Here is a 19,866-nt window from a genome sequence, read left to right as displayed (position 1 = left end):
TCAGAGGGCACTCTCGTCACATATTCGCGCTGTTCCGGCCACAGTGGATCCCCCGTCGTCCACGGATCGAGGCTGAGTCCCTGGGGACTGGCTGGGCTGGTCGCCGTTGGGCGGCGACCATGATGTCGGGCCGGGCGGGGCCTGCGGCCGGGGCGGATCCATCGGTTGCGGCGCGGGGTCGGGTTCCGTGCCCACGGCCTCAAACGGATAGAGCAGATCGGCCGGGCCCACATCGAGCGAACCGGCTGGGTCCACCTCGTAGGTGGCCCAGTCGCCGAGGTTCCCGCCCTCGCTGGCCTGATCGTCGATGCCCGGCTGGCCGAAGTCGGTGGACATCGCCGCACCGTGCCCGTCGGTCACGCCCATGCCGGGTACCGGCCACCCCGGTTCCGCCCACCCCGGTTCCGCCCACCCCGCCGGCCAGGACGACGCGGTGGGGGCGTCCGGGTCGTCCAACGGCCCGGGCAGCCCTGGCAGACCCGTACCCGCCGGCGAGGCAGGTGCAGGCCCGGACATCGGCACCGTAGCCCCGTGGTCCAGCCAGGACAGGTCCTCACCCTGCGGGCGGTCCGGTCCGAGGGCAGGGCCCGGCAGCGGTGCTTGCCGGGGCTGACCCGGATCGCTCACCCCGTACCGCGCCGCCACGCCACCGTGACTTTCCTGCACCCGCTGCAGCAGACCACGGTCGCGCAATGCCCCGATCCGGGCATGCACCGTCGGCTGCAGTGTGGATGTCGCCTCGGCGAGGTCTGACTCGCTGGCGGTGATGATCCCGTTGTCGTCCATCCGGTCGATCAGGGCGTTCCACAACTGCCGCAGCTGTTCCCGCTGCCGTGTTGTGGTGGCGATGTGGCCGGCGTGCTGGTCGAACAGCGCCCGGGCCTCTTCCGGGTCGCGCAGCCATCGGCTGCCTTCGGGAGGGGCCGGCAGTGGTGCTTGCTGGGGCTGACCCGGATCGCTCACCCCGTACCGCGCCGCCCCGCGACCGCGACCTTCCTGGACCAACTGCAGCAGACCACTGCCGCGCAGCAATGCCCCGATCCGGCGATGCACCGTCGACTGCTGCGCGGATGTCGCCTCGGCGAGGTCTGGCTCGCTGGCGGTGATGATCCCGTTGTCGTCCATATGGTCGATCAGGGCGTTCCACAACTGCCGCAGCGGTTCCCGCTGCCGTGTTGTGGTGGCGATGTGGCCGGCGTGCTGGTCGAACAGCGCCCGGGCCTCGCCCGGGTCGCGCACCCGCCGGCTGCCCGCAGCGGGTTGGGGTTGGGGTTGGGGTTGGTCGGGGTGCGGCGAGGCGGGCGTGGTGGGTGGCTCGTCGGCCGGGTGATGGAGGGTGTCGCCGGCGTGAACAGTGCCGGCGTCGGTGCGGGCCACCGCCGGCCAGGACGACGCGGTGGGGGCGTCCGGGTCGTCCAACGGCCCGGGCAGCCCTGGCAGACCCGTACCCGCCGGCGAGGCAGGTACCAGCCCGGACATCGGCGACTGAGGTGCCGGATCCTGCATGCCCGGTCCGGGCGGGAACGACTGAGTCCCTGGGAACTGGCTGGGCTGGTCGCCGTTGGGCGGCGACCATGATGCCGGGCCGGGCGGGGCCTGCGGCCGGGGCGGATCCATCGGTTGCGGCGCGGGGTCGGGTTCCGCGCCCACGGCCTCAAACGGATAGAGCAGATCGGCCGGGCCCACATCGAGCGAACGGGCTGGGTCCACCTCGTAGGTGGCCCAGTCGCCGAGGTTCCCGCCCTCGCCGGCCCAGTCGCCGAGGTTCCCGCCGTCGCTGGCCTGATCGTCGATGCCCGGCTGGTCGAAGTCGGTGGACATCGCCGCACCGTGCCCGTCGGTCACGCCCATGCCGGGTACCGGCCACCCCGGTTGCGCCCACCCCGCCGGCCAGGACGACGCGGTGGGGGCGTCCGGGTCGTCCAACGGCCCGGGCAGCCCTGGCAGACCCGTACCCGCCGGCGAGGCAGGTGCAGGCCCGGACATCGGCACCGTAGCCCCGTGGTCCAGCCAGGACAGGTCCTCACCCTGCGGGCGGTCCGGTCCGAGGGCAGGGCCCGGCAGCGGTGCTTGCCGGGGCTGCCCCGGATCGCTCACCCCGTACCGCGCCGCCCCGCCACCGTGTGCTTCCTGGACCCGCTGCAGCAGACCACGGTCGCGCAATACCCCGATCCGGGCATGCACCGTCGGCTGCAGTGTGGATGTCGCCTCGGCGAGGTCTGACTCGCTGGCGGTGATGATCCCGTTGTCGTCCATCCGGTCGATCAGGGCGTTCCACAACTGCCGCAGCTGTTCCCGCTGCCGTGTTGTGGTGGCGATGTGGCCGGCGTGCTGGTCGAACAGCGCCCGGGCCCCGCCCGGGTCGCGCAGCCATCGGCTGCCTTCGGGAAGGGCCGGCAGTGGTGCTTGCCGGGGCTGACCCGGATCGCTCACCCCGTACCGCGCCGCCACGCCACCGCGACCTTCCTGCACCAGCTGCAGCAGACCACTGCCGCGCAGCAATACCCCGATCCGGTCATGCACCGTCGGCCGCAGTGTGAATGTCGCCTCGGCGAGGGCTGACTCGCTGGCGGTGATGATCCCGTCGTCGTCCATCCGGTCGATCAGGGCGTTCCACAACTGCCGCAGCTGTTCCCGCTGCCGTGTTGTGGGGGCGATGTGGCCGGCGTGCTGGTCGAACAGCGCCCGGGCCTCATCCGGGTCGCGCAGCCACTGGCTGCCTTCGGGAAGGGCCGGCAGTGGTGCTTGCCGGGGCTGACCCGGATCGCTCACCCCGTACCGTGCCGCCCCGCGACCGTGACTTTCCTGGACCCGCTGCAGCAGAGCACTGCCGCGCAGCAATGCCCCGATCCGGCGATGCACCGTCGGCTGCGGTGCGGATGTCGCCTCGGCGAGGTCTGACTCGCTGGCGGTGATGATCCCGTCGTCGTCCATCCGGTCGATCAGGGCGTTCCACAACTGCCGCAGCGGTTCCCGCTGCCGTGTTGTGGTGGCGATGTGGCCGGCGTGCTGGTCGAACAGCGCCCGGGCCTCGCCCGGGTCGCGCACCCGCCGGCTGCCCGCAGCGGGTTGGGGTTGGGGTTGGGGTTGGTCGGGGTGCGGCGAGGCGGGCGTGGTGGGTGGCTCGTCGGCCGGGTGATGGAGGGTGTCGCCGGCGTGGACAGTGCCGGCGTCGGTGCGGGCCACCGCCGGCCAGGACGACGCGGTGGGGGCGTCCGGGTCGTCCAACGGCCCGGGCAGCCCTGGCAGACCCGTACCCGCCGGCGAGGCAGGTACCAGCCCGGACATCGGCGACTGAGGTGCCGGATCCTGCATGCCCGGTCCGGGCGGGAACGACTGAGTCCCTGGGAACTGGCTGGGCTGGTCGCCGTTGGGCTGCGACCATGATGCCGGGCCGGGCGGGGCCTGCGGCCGGGGCGGATCCATCGGTTGCGGCCCGGGGTCGGGTTCCGCGCCCACGGCCTCAAACGGATAGAGCAGATCGGCCGGGTCCACATCGAGCGAACGGGCTGGGTCCACCTCGTAGGTGGCCCAGTCGCCGAGGTTCCCGCCGTCGCTGGCCTGATCGTCGATGCCCGGCTGGTCGAAGTCGGTGGACATCGCCGCACCGTGCCCGTCGGTCACGCCCATGCCGGGTACCGGCCACCCCGGTTCCGCCCACCCCGCCGGCCAGGACGACGCGGTGGAGGCGTCCGGGTCGTCCAACGGCCCGGGCAGCCCTGGCAGACCCGTGCCCGCCGGCGAGGCAGGTACCAGCCCGGACATCGGCGACTGAGGTGCCGGATCCTGCATGCCCGGTCCGGGCGGGAACGACTGAGTCCCTGGGGACTGGCTGGGCTGGTCGCCGTTGGGCGGCGACCATGATGTCGGGCCGGGCGGGGCCTGCGGCCGGGGCGGATCCATCGGTTGCGGCGCGGGGTCGGGTTCCGTGCCCACGGCCTCAAACGGATAGAGCAGATCGGCCGGGTCCACATCGAGCGAACGGGCTGGGTCCACCTCGTAGGTGGCCCAGTCGCCGAGGTTCCCGCCCTCGCCGGCCCAGTCGCCGAGGTTCCCGCCGTCGCTGGCCTGATCGTCGATGCCCGGCTGGTCGAAGTCGGTGGACATCGCCGCACCGTGCCCGTCGGTCACGCCCATGCCGGGTACCGGCCACCCCGGTTGCGCCCACCCCGCCGGCCAGGACGACGCGGTGGGGGCGTCCGGGTCGTCCAACGGCCCGGGCAGCCCTGGCAGACCCGTGCCCGCCGGCGGGGCAGGTGCAGGCCCGGACATCGGCGACTGAGGTGCCGGATCCTGCATGCCCGGTCCGGGCGGGAACGACTGAGTCCCTGGGGACTGGCTGGGCTGGTCGCCGTTGGGCTGCGACCATGATGGGCCGGGCGGGGCCTGCGGCCGGGGCGGATCCATCGGTTGCGGCGCGGGGTCGGGTTCCGTGCCCACGGCCTCAAACGGATAGAGCAGATCGGCCGGGTCCACATCGAGCGAACGGGCTGGGTCCACCTCGTAGGTGGCCCAGTCGCCGAGGTTCCCGCCGTCGCTGGCCTGATCGTCGATGCCCGGCTGGTCGAAGTCGGTGGACATCGCCGCACCGTGCCCGTCGGTCACGCCCATGCCGGGTACCGGCCACCCCGGTTGCGCCCACCCCGCCGGCCAGGACGACGCGGTGGGGGCGTACGGGTCGTCCAACGGCCCGGGCAGCCCTGGCAGACCCGTGCCCGCCGGCGAGGCAGGTGCAGGCCCGGACATCGGCACCGTAGCCCCGTGGTCCAGCCAGGACAGGTCCTCACCCTGCGGGCGGTCCGGTCCGAGGGCAGGGCCCGGCAGCGGTGCTTGCCGGGGCTGACCCGGATCGCTCACCCCGTACCGCGCCGCCACGCCACCGCGACCTTCCTGCACCCGCTGCAGCAGACCACGGTCGCGCAATACCCCGATCCGGGCATGCACCGTCGGCTGCAGTGTGGATGTCGCCTCGGCGAGGTCTGGCTCGCTGGCGGTGATGATCCCGTTGTCGTCCATCCGGTCGATCAGGGCGTTCCACAACTGCCGCAGCTGTTCCCGCTGCCGTGTTGTGGTGGCGATGTGGCCGGCGTGCTGGTCGAACAGCGCCCGGGCCTCGCCCGGGTCGCGCAGCCATCGGCTGCCTTCGGGAGGGGCCGGCAGTGGTGCTTGCTGGGGCTGACCCGGATCGCTCACCCCGTACCGCGCCGCCCCGCGACCGCGACCTTCCTGGACCAACTGCAGCAGAGCACTGCCGCGCAGCAATGCCCCGATCCGGCGATGCACCGTCGACTGCTGCGCGGATGTCGCCTCGGCGAGGTCTGGCTCGCTGGCGGTGATGATCCCGTTGTCATCCATCCGGTCGATCAGGGCGTTCCACAACTGCCGCAGCGGTTCCCGCTGCCGTGTTGTGGTGGCGATGTGGCCGGCGTGCTGGTCGAACAGCGCCCGGGCCTCATCCGGGTCGCGCAGCCACTGGCTGCCTTCGGGAAGGGCCGGCAGTGGTGCTTGCCGGGGCTGACCCGGATCGCTCACCCCGTACCGCGCCGCCCCGCCACCGCGACCTTCCTGCACCCGCTGCAGCAGACCACGGTCGCGCAATACCCCGATCCGGTGATGCACCGTCGGCTGCGGTGCGGATGTCGCCTCGGCGAGGTCTGACTCGCTGGCGGTGATGATCCCGTTGTCGTCCATCCGGTCGATCAGGGCGTTCCACAACTGCCGCAGCTGTTCCCGCTGCGGTGTGGTGGTGGCGATGTGGTCGGCGTGCTGGTCGAACAGCGCCCGGGCCCCGCCCGGGTCGCGCAGCCACTGGCTGCCTTCGGGAGGGGCCGGCAGTGGTGCTTGCTGGGGCTGACCCGGATCGCTCACCCCGTACCGCGCCGCCCCGCCACCGCGACTTTCCTGGACCCGCTGCAGCAGACCACGGTCGCGCAATACCCCGATCCGGTTATGCACCGTCGGCTGCAGTGTGAATGTCGCCTCGGCGAGGTCTGGCTCGCTGGCGGTGATGATCCCGTTGTCGTCCATCCGGTCGATCAGGGCGTTCCACAACTGCCGCAGCTGTTCCCGCTGCCGTGTTGTGGTGGCGATGTGGCCGGCGTGCTGGTCTAACAGCGCCCGGGCCTCGCCCGGGTCGCGCACCCGCCGGCTGCCCGCAGCGGGTTGGGGTTGGGGTTGGGGTTGGGGTTGGTCGGGTTGCGGCGAGGCGGGCGTGGTGGGTGGCTCGTCGGCCGGGTGATGGAGGGTGTCGCCGGCGTGAACAGTGCCGGCGTCGGTGCGGGCCACCGCCGGCCAGGACGACGCGGTGGGGGCGTCCGGGTCGTCCAACGGCCCGGGCAGCCCTGGCAGACCCGTGCCCGCCGGCGAGGCAGGTACCAGCCCGGACATCGGCGACTGAGGTGCCGGATCCTGCATGCCCGGTCCGGGCGGGAACGACTGAGTCCCTGGGAACTGGCTGGGCTGGTCGCCGTTGGGCTGCGACCATGATGCCGGGCCGGGCGGGGCCTGCGGCCGGGGCGGATCCATCGGTTGCGGCCCGGGGTCGCGTTCCGTGCCCACGGCCTCAAACGGATAGAGCAGATCGGCCGGGTCCACATCGAGCGAACCGGCTGGGTCCACCTCGTAGGTGGCCCAGTCGCCGAGGTTCCCGCCGTCGCTGGCCTGATCGTCGATGCCCGGCTGGCCGAAGTCGGTGGACATCGCCGCACCGTGCCCGTCGGTCACGCCCATGCCGGGTACCGGCCACCCCGGTTCCGCCCACCCCGCCGGCCAGGACGACGCGGTGGGGGCGTCCGGGTCGTCCAACGGCCCGGGCAGCCCTGGCAGACCCGTACCCGCCGGCGAGGCAGGTGCAGGCCCGGACATCGGCACCGTAGCCCCGTGGTCCAGCCAGGACAGGTCCTCACCCTGCGGGCGGTCCGGTCCGAGGGCAGGGCCCGGCAGCGGTGCTTGCCGGGGCTGACCCGGATCGCTCACCCCGTACCGCGCCGCCCCGCCACCGTGTGCTTCCTGGACCCGCTGCAGCAGACCACGGTCGCGCAATACCCCGATCCGGGCATGCACCGTCGGCTGCAGTGTGGATGTCGCCTCGGCGAGGTCTGACTCGCTGGCGGTGATGATCCCGTTGTCGTCCATCCGGTCGATCAGGGCGTTCCACAACTGCCGCAGCTGTTCCCGCTGCCGTGTTGTGGTGGCGATGTGGCCGGCGTGCTGGTCGAACAGCGCCCGGGCCCCGCCCGGGTCGCGCAGCCATCGGCTGCCTTCGGGAAGGGCCGGCAGTGGTGCTTGCCGGGGCTGACCCGGATCGCTCACCCCGTACCGCGCCGCCACGCCACCGCGACCTTCCTGCACCAGCTGCAGCAGAGCACTGCCGCGCAGCAATACCCCGATCCGGTCATGCACCGTCGGCCGCAGTGTGAATGTCGCCTCGGCGAGGGCTGACTCGCTGGCGGTGATGATCCCGTCGTCGTCCATCCGGTCGATCAGGGCGTTCCACAACTGCCGCAGCTGTTCCCGCTGCCGTGTTGTGGGGGCGATGTGGCCGGCGTGCTGGTCGAACAGCGCCCGGGCCTCATCCGGGTCGCGCAGCCACTGGCTGCCTTCGGGAAGGGCCGGCAGTGGTGCTTGCCGGGGCTGACCCGGATCGCTCACCCCGTACCGCGCCGCCCCGCGACCGCGACCTTCCTGCACCAGCTGCAGCAGAGCACTGCCGCGCAGCAATGCCCCGATCCGGCGATGCACCGTCGGCTGCGGTGCGGATGTCGCCTCGGCGAGGGCTGACTCGCTGGCGGTGATGATCCCGTCGTCGTCCATCCGGTCGATCAGGGCGTTCCACAACTGCCGCAGCTGTTCCCGCTGCCGTGTTGTGGTGGCGATGTGGCCGGCGTGCTGGTCGAACAGCGCCCGGGCCTCGCCCGGGTCGCGCACCCGCCGGCTGCCCGCAGCGGGTTGGGGTTGGGGTTGGTCGGGTTGCGGCGAGGCGGGCGTGGTGGGTGGCTCGTCGGCCGGGTGATGGAGGGTGTCGCCGGCGTGAACAGTGCCGGCGTCGGTGCGGGCCACCGCCGGCCAGGACGACGCGGTGGGGGCGTCCGGGTCGTCCAACGGCCCGGGCAGCCCTGGCAGACCCGTGCCCGCCGGCGAGGCAGGTACCAGCCCGGACATCGGCGACTGAGGTGCCGGATCCTGCATGCCCGGTCCGGGCGGGAACGACTGAGTCCCTGGGAACTGGCTGGGCTGGTCGCCGTTGGGCGGCGACCATGATGCCGGGCCGGGCGGGGCCTGCGGCCGGGGCGGATCCATCGGTTGCGGCGCGGGGTCGGGTTCCGCGCCCACGGCCTCAAACGGATAGAGCAGATCGGCCGGGTCCACATCGAGCGAACCGGCTGGGTCCACCTCGTAGGTGGCCCAGTCGCCGAGGTTCCCGCCGTCGCTGGCCTGATCGTCGATGCCCGGCTGGTCGAAGTCGGTGGACATCGCCGCACCGTGCCCGTCGGTCACGCCCATGCCGGGTACCGGCCACCCCGGTTCCGCCCACCCCGCCGGCCAGGACGACGCGGTGGGGGCGTCCGGGTCGTCCAACGGCCCGGGCAGCCCTGGCAGACCCGTGCCCGCCGGCGGGGCAGGTACCAGCCCGGACATCGGCGACTGAGGTGCCGGATCCTGCATGCCCGGTCCGGGCGGGAACGACTGAGTCCCTGGGAACTGGCTGGGCTGGTCGCCGTTGGGCTGCGACCATGATGCCGGGCCGGGCGGGGCCTGCGGCCGGGGCGGATCCATCGGTTGCGGCCCGGGGTCGGGTTCCGCGCCCACGGCCTCAAACGGATAGAGCAGATCGGCCGGGTCCACATCGAGCGAACGGGCTGGGTCCACCTCGTAGGTGGCCCAGTCGCCGAGGTTCCCGCCGTCGCTGGCCTGATCGTCGATGCCCGGCTGGTCGAAGTCGGTGGACATCGCCGCACCGTGCCCGTCGGTCACGCCCATGCCGGGTACCGGCCACCCCGGTTCCGCCCACCCCGCCGGCCAGGACGACGCGGTGGAGGCGTCCGGGTCGTCCAACGGCCCGGGCAGCCCTGGCAGACCCGTGCCCGCCGGCGGGGCAGGTACCAGCCCGGACATCGGCGACTGAGGTGCCGGATCCTGCATGCCCGGTCCGGGCGGGAACGACTGAGTCCCTGGGGACTGGCTGGGCTGGTCGCCGTTGGGCGGCGACCATGATGTCGGGCCGGGCGGGGCCTGCGGCCGGGGCGGATCCATCGGTTGCGGCGCGGGGTCGGGTTCCGTGCCCACGGCCTCAAGCAGGTAGAGCAGATCGGCCGGGTCCACATCGAGCGAACGGGCTGGGTCCACCTCGTAGGTGGCCCAGTCGCCGAGGTTCCCGCCCTCGCCGGCCCAGTCGCCGAGGTTCCCGCCGTCGCTGGCCTGATCGTCGATGCCCGGCTGGTCGAAGTCGGTGGACATCGCCGCACCGTGCCCGTCGGTCACGCCCATGCCGGGTACCGGCCACCCCGGTTGCGCCCACCCCGCCGGCCAGGACGACGCGGTGGGGGCGTCCGGGTCGTCCAACGGCCCGGGCAGCCCTGGCAGACCCGTACCCGCCGGCGAGGCAGGGGCAGGTACCAGCCCGGACATCGGCACCGTAGCCCCGTGGTCCAGCCAGGACAGGTCCTCACCCTGCGGGCGGTCCGGTCCGAGGGCAGGGCCCGGCAGCGGTGCTTGCCGGGGCTGACCCGGATCGCTCACCCCGTACCGCGCCGCCCCGCCACCGCGACTTTCCTGCACCCGCTGCAGCAGACCACGGTCGCGCAATACCCCGATCCGGGCATGCACCGTCGGCTGCAGTGTGGATGTCGCCTCGGCGAGGTCTGACTCGCTGGCGGTGATGATCCCGTTGTCGTCCATCCGGTCGATCAGGGCGTTCCACAACTGCCGCAGCTGTTCCCGCTGCCGTGTTGTGGTGGCGATGTGGCCGGCGTGCTGGTCGAACAGCGCCCGGGCCCCGCCCGGGTCGCGCAGCCATCGGCTGCCTTCGGGAAGGGCCGGTAACGGTGCTTGCCGGGGCTGACCCGGATCGCTCACCCCGTACCGCGCCGCCCCGCGACCGCGACCTTCCCGGACCAACCGCAGCAGACCACTGCCGCGCAGCAATGCCCCGATCCGGTGATGCACCGTCTGCCGCAGTGTGGATGTCGCCTCGGCGAGGTCTGGCTCGCTGGCGGTGATGATCCCGTTGTCGTCCATCCGGTCGATCAGGGCGTTCCACAACTGCCGCAGCTGTTCCCGCTGCCGTGTTGTGGTGGCGATGTGGCCGGCGTGCTGGTCGAACAGCGCCCGGGCCTCATCCGGGTCGCGCAGCCACTGGCTGCCTTCGGGAAGGGCCGGCAGTGGTGCTTGCCGGGGCTGACCCGGATCGCTCACCCCGTACCGTGCCGCCCCGCGACCGTGACTTTCCTGGACCCGCTGCAGCAGAGCACTGCCGCGCAGCAATGCCCCGATCCGGTGATGCACCGTCGGCTGCTGCGCGGATGTCGCCTCGGCGAGGTCTGGCTCGCTGGCGGTGATGATCCCGTTGTCGTCCATCCGGTCGATCAGGGCGTTCCACAACTGCCGCAGCTGTTCCCGCTGCCGTGTTGTGGTGGCGATGTGGCCGGCGTGCTGGTCGAACAGCGCCCGGGCCTCATCCGGGTCGCGCAGCCACTGGCTGCCTTCGGGAGGGGCCGGCAGTGGTGCTTGCCGGGGCTGACCCGGATCGCTCACCCCGTACCGCGCCGCCCCGCCACCGCGACCTTCCTGGACCCGCTGCAGCAGACCACGGTCGCGCAATACCCCGATCCGGTTATGCACCGTCCGCTGCTGCGCGGATGTCGCCTCGGCGAGGTCTGACTCGCTGGCGGTGATGATCCCGTTGTCGTCCATACGGTCGATCAGGGCGTTCCACAACTGCCGCAGCTGTTCCCGCTGCGGTGTTGTGGTGGCGATGTGGCCGGCGTGCTGGTCGAACAGCGCCCGGGCCTCGCCCGGGTCGCGCACCCGCCGGCTGCCCGCAGCGGGTTGGGGTTGGGGTTGGTCGGGTTGCGGCGAGGCGGGCGTGGTGGGTGGCTCGTCGGCCGGGTGATGGAGGGTGTCGCCGGCGTGGACAGTGCCGGCGTCGGTGCGGGCCACCGCTGGGGAGGGTGCGAGGGATGGTTGCCAGTCCATGTCCGGCCCCTGGTAGGTGGCCCAGTCGCCGGGGTTCCCGCCGTCGCCGGCCCAGTCGCCGAGGTTCCCGCCGTCGCTGGCCTGATTGTCGATGCCCGGTTGGTCGAAGTCGGTGGACATCGCCGCACCGTGCCCGTCGGTCACGCCCATGCCGGGTACCGGCCACCCCGGTTCCGCCCACCCCGCCGGCCAGGACGACGCGGTGGGGGCGTCCGGGTCGTCCAACGGCCCGGGCAGCCCTGGCAGACCCGTGCCCGCCGGCGGGGCAGGTACCAGCCCGGACATCGGCAACATACCCCAGTCGTCCAGCCAGGACAGGTCCTCACCCTGCGGGCGGTCCGGTCCGAGGGCAGGGCCCGGCACCGGCAACTGCGCCCCTGGATCCCGCGACGGGCCCCACACCCACTGGGCAGCAGACACCGGGCCAGGACCAGACGGGTCGCCGCCTTCCGCTGGATCGGGCGACTGCCCGCCTGAGGTGTTGCCGGCCCACCGGTGCCGGCCGCCAGCGGCGGCGAAGTCCTCCTGATCCGGCCAGCGCACGCCGGGTTCCTGACCGTTCTCGACGATGTCCGCGGTCCGTACCGCCTCCACCAGATCCGGCCCGAACAACTCCACCGAACCATCCGAGAACAACACCGACCGCACCGGCTCGTCCCCGTGTGGCCGCAGCTCGCCGGGTATCTGGTCCACCTCGTGCGTGGACGACATCAGCCGCCGGGCACGCAGCTGGGTGCGCAACCATCCACCGAAGGAGGTGGCCTGTCCCGGTCCCCGCCATGCCGCGTCACACCAGACCAGCATGATGTCAGGTATGCCGCCGCCGCGCTGTCGCGCCTGCGCGACGGCGTGTTGCCAGGCGGGCGAGGCGGTGATCATCCGGAGGAACAAGGCCTGACGCACCGGATCGTCGGCCAGCCGCTCGGCCAGGTTCCGGTGCCCGGCGATGGTGAACCATCCCTCCACCGACGGCAGCGCCTGCGCCGCCGTGCGATCCGCCGCCGCGTCCAGATCCGCCACCACCGGGTCGGCGAAGTACACACCGCTGAACGTGTCCGCCATGACGACATCCCTGGACACCTCGAACAGCCGCGGCAGGACCCCGTCCGGCGACGCCGCCTGGATACCGAGGTCCGCAGCGAGCCGGCGCAGCTGAGCGTCGCTGGCACGGCCGTAGCCGCCGCTGGCGAGATCGTGGATTCGTTCCACGGCCGGCCCAGTCGCCGCGACGGCCCGCTCGCCGAGACCGCCAGAGCCGGCACTGATCGACTCGTCCAGCAACGACACACCACTGATCGAACCCGAGTCCCTGAAACCGGTCGAATCCGTGTCCCGGGAGCCGAGATCGGGGCTGAACACTCCACCGCTTGCCACAGACACGTCACTGACCGACGCCGTATCACCGACGCTGACGACGTCGACGATCGACATGCCACCGACACGGGAGCCGACACCACCCGGCACCGTACCGAGGGCCCCGACCACATCCGCCGTCCCGGGCGTCACGCTGCCGCCGGCCGACACGAGCACCTTGTGGTACCCGTCCACCCACTCCCGCTGGAACGAGGTGACCAACGCCGCATGACCGGCCGGATCGACACCGTAGCGGCGGGCCAACGCGGTGAACTGGGCCTGCGCCAGACCAGCCGCCGCCGCGGTGTGCCGCTCGGACATCACCGGCACCGTCGGCCCGCCGACACGCCCGCCTTCCTCGACATCGACCGTAGCCACACCGGCGGCCGCCCCGGTGACACCGGGGACCGTCACGGCCGAGAAACGGGCGGACAGGTCGGTAACCGCCTGCCGGACCACCCTCGCCACGGCACTGACCTGCCCGGCGTCGGGACCCGCCACCACACCCGGCAGCACGGCAGGGGCACCGAGGATCACATCGACCCCACGGTCCACCTGGCTCCACACGCCGCCCTCGACCGCCCTGAGCACGCCAGCGGACGGCACCACCGCCCCAGCGCCCCCCGACACGCCAGCGCCTGTCGGCACGCCAGCGCCTGTCGGCGTGCCGGGGCCTGTGGGTAGGCCGGCGGCGAGGTACTGGTCGATGTGGTGTTGAACGGCCAGGTGCGCGAGCGAGCGCAGCGCCTGCCGGTCGAACTCCGCCGGCAGCCCGGCGATCACCTGCCGCGCCCGCACCTCGGCCGGGATCCGCCCACCGGAGAACGCCAACGCCTCGACCACCCGGGCCACCGCCCGCTGCCGGACACCCGTCAGATACCCCTCGGTCAACGCGGCAGCGGGCAGACCGACCGCGGACAGGAAAGCCGCAACAGCCCGATCACCCCGCCGGGCGTCGACCCACCCGGCGAACACCCGCTCAACCGACACGGGAAGCGCGGCCAGGAACTGCCGCGCCTGCCCCATCCCGGCCAGCAGTCCACCATAGTGGTCCACCAGTTCCCGCTGGAACCGCTGCCACTGCTCCACCACCAGCGCACCAGCGACCGCTACCCACTCCGGCACCGGCACCAGCGGCACCGAGAAGCTCGGCACGGACCACGACGGCACCGGCAGGTCCGGCACCGACCACGCCGGCACGGACAGGTCCGGTGCCGACCACGCCGGCGCGGACAGGTCCGGTGCCGACAGGGCCGGTGCCGGCACCGGCGGGACGGGCACCGGGCCCGGCCCGCCAGAGCCCGCACCCGCCGGATCGTCGACCTCCGGCTGATACGTGGACGGTGCCGGAGTGACCGGAGCGACCGGCCTGCCGTCGGCGGTGAAACCGGTACCGGCGGGCATGTTCCACCGGGACCGGGTCGGATTGAACCCCAAACCGACAGCCACGCGACGCGCAGCGGCCCCCGCCCCGGACGCGCCCAACTCACCCGACCCCGACAACGCCCCGGAAATCACGGCCATACCGAGACCACCGGGGTCGTAGGTCCCGTCGACGATGTAGCTGGCGGCGACGTCGCCGACCACCTCCAGGCCGACCTCCGACACCGGCACCATCAACAGGCTGGTCAACAGGTCACGCGTGGCATCCGACACTTCGAACTTCGCCAGACCACCACCCACGACCCCGGCGAACCGGCCCAACGCCGGCCCGGCCGCCGTGGTCACACCCGCCACCGCCAACCCGTACAACGCCTGCTTACCGACCTGCCCCCAGTCGACCCCCGGCACCAGACCATCAGCCAGCATGCTGATCTGCGCCAACAACGACGACCCCGGCATGAACAACATCTGGATCGCCGTGCTGCTCGCCGCCGCCCGCACCATCGACGACCGCAGGATCGTCTGGATGATCGTCCGAACCTTCACGATGTGCGCCGCCGCCTCCACCGGCAGGACAAACGCCATCGCGAACGCGACCGCCAACTCCGTCATCATGAAGACGAACATGACCAGCGCCTGACGATCCGTCAGCTCCATCTGGTTCAGGAAGCCCCGCATCGCCTGAGCCACGCCGACCTTCACATCGGCGACCCCGTCCAACAACTCCACGAACGGAGCCGTCTGCGCCACGAACCGGTCGAAGACCTCACCCTCCCCCGCCGCCCCAACCACCTTGATCACCTGGGCCAGCTCCGGAACCAACACGGTCCGCACCCGATCCGCCAGCACCTCCAACGCGTTCAGGTCGTACGCCAACACCGGCAGATTCGACCGGTGCAACCGCATCCCGGTGAACGCCTCCAGGGCCTGCTTCGACGACTCACTGAGACCCACGGAAGGAACAGCGGCCTCAGCCACCGCCAACGCCCCCTCCCCACCCCCACCAGGGGCACTCAATGCCAATCACCCAGCAGCGCACCAACGCCTCGGCCGTCGGCCATCTCGTTCCCACGCGAAGCAGCCCCGCGCACCGCCACTCATGTCCGCAACCAGCTCGGAACCGATGGCCTCCGTTTCACCCAGACACAACGACAGAGGCCCACCGCCTCGCCCTGAAATCCAGGGCCGCACACACCTCGACCAACAGCTCCTCATCACTCAACGCACTCATCCCACCACCCCCCCGTTACCCCACGACTGAATCCTGGCAGTGGGTTCACCACCCGGGACTGCGTAGGATTTCGGCCCTGTCTCACATTCGGTGGTGACGGAGAGTCGTGAGGGTCGTCGACACTGGCGTGAAGGATGTCGATGAGCTTGCGCGGACGGTGTTTTCGGGTCTTTCTCCGCTGGTCGTAGCGGACGTGGCCGACGAGGGCGAGCGGATCGTGGTGCGGGCCCCGACGCCGCAGGACACCGCGGTCTGCCCGACGTGCGGGGCCTCGTCGGAACGGGTCCACGGCTATCACTGGCGGACGGTGGCCGACGTTCCGGTCGACGGGCGTCGGGTGGTGGTCCGCGTGCGGGTGCGGCGTCTGGTGTGCCCGACGCGCGGCTGCCGCCACACCTTCCGCGAACAGGTTCCCGGGGTGCTGGAGCGATACCAGCGACGCACGGCCCGCCTGTCCCGGCACGTCAAGGCCGCGGCCAAGGAGTTAGCGGGCCGGGCAGGAGCCCGTCTGCTGGCGACACTCGCCATGGGCCTGTCCCGTCACACGGCCCTGCGCGCCCTGCTACGCATCCCGTTGCCCACCGGGCGGACACCCCGCGTGATCAGCGTGGACGATTTCGCTCTGCGCCGGCGGCACCGCTACGCCACCGTGCTGATCGACGCCGAAACACGAGCGGATCGACGTGCTGCCCGACCGCACCGCCCACACCCTCGAAGCGTGGCTACGCGAACATCCGGGCGTGCAGGTCGTGTGCCGTGACGGCCCCGCCACCTATGCCAAGGCCATCCGCCGCGCCCTGCCCGACGCGGTGCAGGTCGCCGACCGGTGGCACCTGTGGCACAACCTGTGCGAAGCCGCCCTGAGCGAGGTGAAGGCATCCAGCACCTGCTGGGCCGCCGTGCTGGACGCGCCCCTGTATGACGGGCCCCGCGCGCGGACGACCCTGCAACACTGGCACCAGGTCCATGACCTGCTCGACCAGGGCGTGGGCCTGCTGGAGTGCGCCCGCCGCCTGCAGCTGGCCCTGAACACCGTCAAACGCTACGCGCGCACCGACCGGCCCCAGCGGATGCTCCGCGTCCCCAAGTACCGGGCCAGCCTCGTCGACCCCCACCGCGAACACCTGCGCAAACGCCGAGCCGAAGACAGCGGTGCGGGCGGTCGCGGTGATGAACGCCGGAGCGACCGGGTCGATGTGTGAGCTGTCGTGTTCGCGCAGCACAATCCGACGCAGGTGGTCCTGCTCCAGGAGTGCGATGCCCCGGCCGTAGCGTCGGCGGGCCTCACGGGCGGCGGTCGTCTTCCCGCTACCGGAGTTCCCGCGAACGACGACAAGGGTCGGCTCGGTAGCGGTCACCGCTGATCCCCGGCGGTCCAGGTGATCGCGGCGGTGGTGTGGTGGCGAGGAACGAGTAGTTGTGGTTGGGCGGTGGGCGGAATGGTGACGCCGGTGGGGTACACCCTGATGTCCGGGCCGGGCTGCTTGCGGTGGTCACGGTCCCAGACGGTGATGAGGTCGACGACGAGCTGGGTCAGTGGTGCGGCGTCGGATCCGTAGCCACGGGCGCCGAACTCCCAGGTGCTGTCGTCGAGCTGGCGGATGGTGAGGTAGGCGATGCTGTCGCCCGTGAGAAGGGCAGGGCAGGAGACCCAGTTCTGCGGGTCCATGTCCGCAGCGCGGTCCCGGTCCACGGCGAGGAGACCGTACGGGTGGGGTTGGCTGGCCAGCCAGAGGTGCAGCGACTCGAACGGCGTCGCGGGTGCGATGGTCACCTCGGACCAGGCATCGACCCCGGGACCGTCCAGCGCCGGGGTCAGGGCGTCGAGGTCGAGGGCTCGGGTCTCGGGGTCGTCGATGCGCAGGGTCACGTCGTCACCGCGCAGCGCCCGCCGCGTCACGGGGTTGGCGCCAGCGCCTTGCATGGGCACGAAGCCGCAGAGGATCGCATCGGTGGCGGTGAGATGGTCGCCGTCGCGGGCGAGCGTGAGGCATCGGGTGTTGCCGCGCATCCGAAGCGGTACGACGAGGACCCCGTCGGAGGCGAGCTGATCGGTCCAGGCGGGTGGGATGTCGCTGGCCTCGACGGTAACGACGATCGCGTCGTACGGCGCCCTTGCCGGCCAGCCAGTGTCCGCGTCGGCCTGCACCACGTGGACGTCCGGGTACCCGGCGATGTCGAGGGCGGTCCGGGCATTGGCGACGATGTCGGAGTCGATGTCGATGCTGGTGACCATGCCGCGCGGGCCAACGGCCTCGGCGATGAGCGCGGCGTTGTAACCGCCGGAACCGATCTCCAGCACACGCCCACCGGGGCGTAGGCGGGCGGCTTCCAGCATCATGGCCTGCAGCCACGGCGCGGAGATGGAACTGGTCGCGCGCCCGTCCGGACCACGTTTCGTGATGACCACGTCGTCGGCGTACGCGGCGTCGACGCTGACCCCGCCGGGGGCGAACAGGTGCCGCGGCACCCGACGAAACGCCGCCTCCACCTCCGGTGAGGTGATCCGGCCGTCAGCGAGCAACAGGTCGACCAGCCGGGCCCGGGCCTCCTCCGGGCTACTGTCGATTTCCGAGATGGTGTCGAGCGCGGAACCAGCCATGATCAAAACCTCCGGTCGGTGGGGTCTCTGCACGAACGGCGCGACAATATAGGGCGCATGCGACATAAAGCGCCTTTCCCGTCGGGTCGTGGCGCTCACGTCGATGTGCCGGCAGTGAGTGCTACCCGGATGACGGCTTCGGCGGTGTCTAGGGCGTCGGCGATTTCGGTCAGCAAGCGCGCGGGTATATGGCCGGCGTCGAGTCCGCAGGCGGTGACCTGCTCGGTGAGTTGTTCGGCCTGTCGTTGGTTGAGGATGGCGCGGCATCCGGGGTGGGCGAGGACGTCTCGGGCGGCGTATCCATCGCCGTTGGCCCGCTCGATGAGGTCGGCGGTGATGGCCTGTACCGCAGGCTGCTCGACGCCGCCGAGCGCGTCGGCGAGGCACATCCCCAGGCGGGTGTGGAACACGACGAGGTTTGCTGCTGTGGTGTCCAGCCTCTGGTAGGCGGCGACGGCGTGTCGTTGGGTGGTGCTGGTGATGGCGGCTTGCTGGCACAGCAGGGTCAGGGATGCGGTGACGGCGCGTTCCCACGGTTCGCCTGGCTCGGTGTCGTGCAGTAGCTCCAGGGCGCGGGCACGTCTGCCTGCGGTGGCGTGGGCTATGACAGCGACCTGCCGGCCGTCGAGCATGCGGCGGCCGATGCCGTTGTGTTGTTGGAGCCGGCGGTAGGCGTCGTCCCATCGGCCGGCGGCGGCGAGGGCGTGCGCGCCGCTGGACAGCAGGACCGTCCAGAGCCATTGGCGGAGTTTGCGGTGTGCGGTGGGCTCAGGCGTCAGGTGTGCGGCGGGGACGGTGATGCCGTCGATGGTGGTGTCGGTGCGGGATGCGATGGCCCGGTAGAGGGTTTCGAGGAGCCGCCATGCTCCGGTGCCGTCGCCGGCGCGGGTGCGTAGCCGGGCGAGGTTGATGATGGGTTCGAGGCTGTGACTTGCTGTTTGGAAGTCGGGTGCGGGGTGGACGAGCGCGGAGCGGGCGAGCCGTGCTGACCATTGCCGGGCCAGGTCGGATCGTCCGCAGTCTGATGCGAGCAGGGCGGCGAGGTTGACCACGGCGGTTGCGGCGGCAGGGTCGTCGTTGCGGGTGGCGGCGGCAGCGCGGCGGGTCAGGTCGGTTACCCGCTCGGGCAGTGGGGTGCAGGCGGGTCGGGGCCGGGCGACGAGGGGGAATCTACGGGCTTGCGCGCCGGTCGGGTCCATTAGCCGGTTCCCGCTCTGGCTGCGGTGACCGTCGCGTGGGCGTGCTGGTAGGTGGCGTTTGTGGCTGGTTGGACGGTGGGGTCTGGGCCGAAGATGACGGTGGCGGCGTGGGTGGCGAGGACGGCCTGGGTGGTCGCGGGGAGGCCGATCCGGTTCATCGCGAAGATGACGTGGTGGGCGAGGATGTCGCGCAGCCCACGGCGGAGGTTGCCGGTGCCGGCGAGGTGGGCTAGGTCGTGGCCTGCGGTGGTGAACGCGGCAGCCCAGTCGGCACCCATCAGGTGCGGCGATGCCGGTTGGTTGAGGTTGGTCAGGTCCGTGCTCATCAGCCGGCGCAGCCTTGCCTGGAAAGCCGGGGTCTTGTCGGGGCTGGGGTTGTCGGGCGGGGTCCGGTGGTGGGCGATCTTGGACCAGACGTCGCCTTGCTCGTACCAGTCCAGGCCGGCCGCGCGTAGCAGGGTGCTGGCAAGCAGGATCGCGAGTTCGCGGCGGCGGCGGGTGGTGGGGTCTGCTGCGGTGGTAGCGAGGTAGCCGAGTACGTGTCGGCTGTCGTCGTGCCACAGTTCATGCGCGACGGCCATCGCTTGGTCACCGCCGAAGGCGCGGGTTTCGGGTTCGTAGACGGCCTCAACCGCGCGGGTGATGTGCCGTTCACGGATGAAGGCGTCGAGGCGGGTGAAGAGGTGCTCCCGCGCGAGGGTGGTCTCCTCGGTGGGGAGGTAGCGCAGCCGCCACTGGGGTGTCTTTCGATGAAGAACCAGCCAGCGATGCGCCTGTCGGCTTCCGCCTTCATGAGTACGGGGGCGAGGTGGGTGACGGCGGTGTGCTCGGCCCGGTCCGGATCGGGCAGCTCGATGGTGATCTGGAGCCATGGCGACGGCATCATCGCGTTCCTTTGGCGGTGA

General features: G+C 71.8%; 4 protein-coding genes and 2 pseudogenes. 1 reads left to right on the top strand and 5 read right to left on the bottom strand.

Annotation, left to right across the window (positions count from 1 at the left end; genetic code table 11):
* Positions 1–14,913 carry a hypothetical protein gene (locus GA0074694_RS19665; RefSeq protein WP_141714203.1) on the bottom strand — a complete coding sequence of 4,971 codons (14,913 nt, stop codon included), beginning with the start codon at positions 14,911–14,913 and terminating at the stop codon, positions 1–3.
* A gap of 374 nt (positions 14,914–15,287) precedes the next feature.
* On the opposite strand from GA0074694_RS19665, the pseudogene GA0074694_RS19660 reads away from it, so the two are divergent.
* Positions 15,288–16,308 (top strand): annotated as a pseudogene (locus tag GA0074694_RS19660) (ISL3 family transposase); the annotation flags it as partial.
* Positions 16,309–16,443: 135 nt separating this feature from the next.
* Here GA0074694_RS19660 and GA0074694_RS34265 read toward each other — a convergent pair.
* From GA0074694_RS34265 to GA0074694_RS19640, 4 genes and pseudogenes are all read right to left on the bottom strand, one after another.
* A pseudogene (locus tag GA0074694_RS34265) lies at positions 16,444–16,518 on the bottom strand (AAA family ATPase); the annotation flags it as partial.
* Positions 16,515–17,762, bottom strand: coding sequence for a methyltransferase, FxLD system (gene fxlM / locus GA0074694_RS19650; protein WP_091460524.1), 1,248 nt, complete (start codon positions 17,760–17,762; stop codon positions 16,515–16,517). The pseudogene GA0074694_RS34265 and the gene fxlM, both read right to left, overlap by 4 nt.
* 95 nt (positions 17,763–17,857) lie before the next feature.
* The gene (locus GA0074694_RS19645; protein ID WP_091460522.1) at positions 17,858–18,961 is read right to left on the bottom strand and encodes a hypothetical protein; all 1,104 of its coding nucleotides are present in this window, start codon (positions 18,959–18,961) and stop codon (positions 17,858–17,860) included.
* Positions 18,961–19,833: a thiopeptide-type bacteriocin biosynthesis protein gene (locus GA0074694_RS19640; RefSeq protein ID WP_245714805.1), complete on the bottom strand. Its 873-nt coding sequence runs from the start codon at positions 19,831–19,833 to the stop codon at positions 18,961–18,963. The genes GA0074694_RS19645 and GA0074694_RS19640 overlap by 1 nt, the downstream gene beginning before the upstream one ends.
* Positions 19,834–19,866 lie beyond the last annotated feature (33 nt).

Source organism: Micromonospora inyonensis, from assembly GCF_900091415.1.
Lineage (GTDB): Bacteria > Actinomycetota > Actinomycetes > Mycobacteriales > Micromonosporaceae > Micromonospora > Micromonospora inyonensis.
The sequence above is the reverse complement of the archived record's forward strand: the minus strand, read 5'-3'. Positions and strand labels throughout refer to the sequence as shown.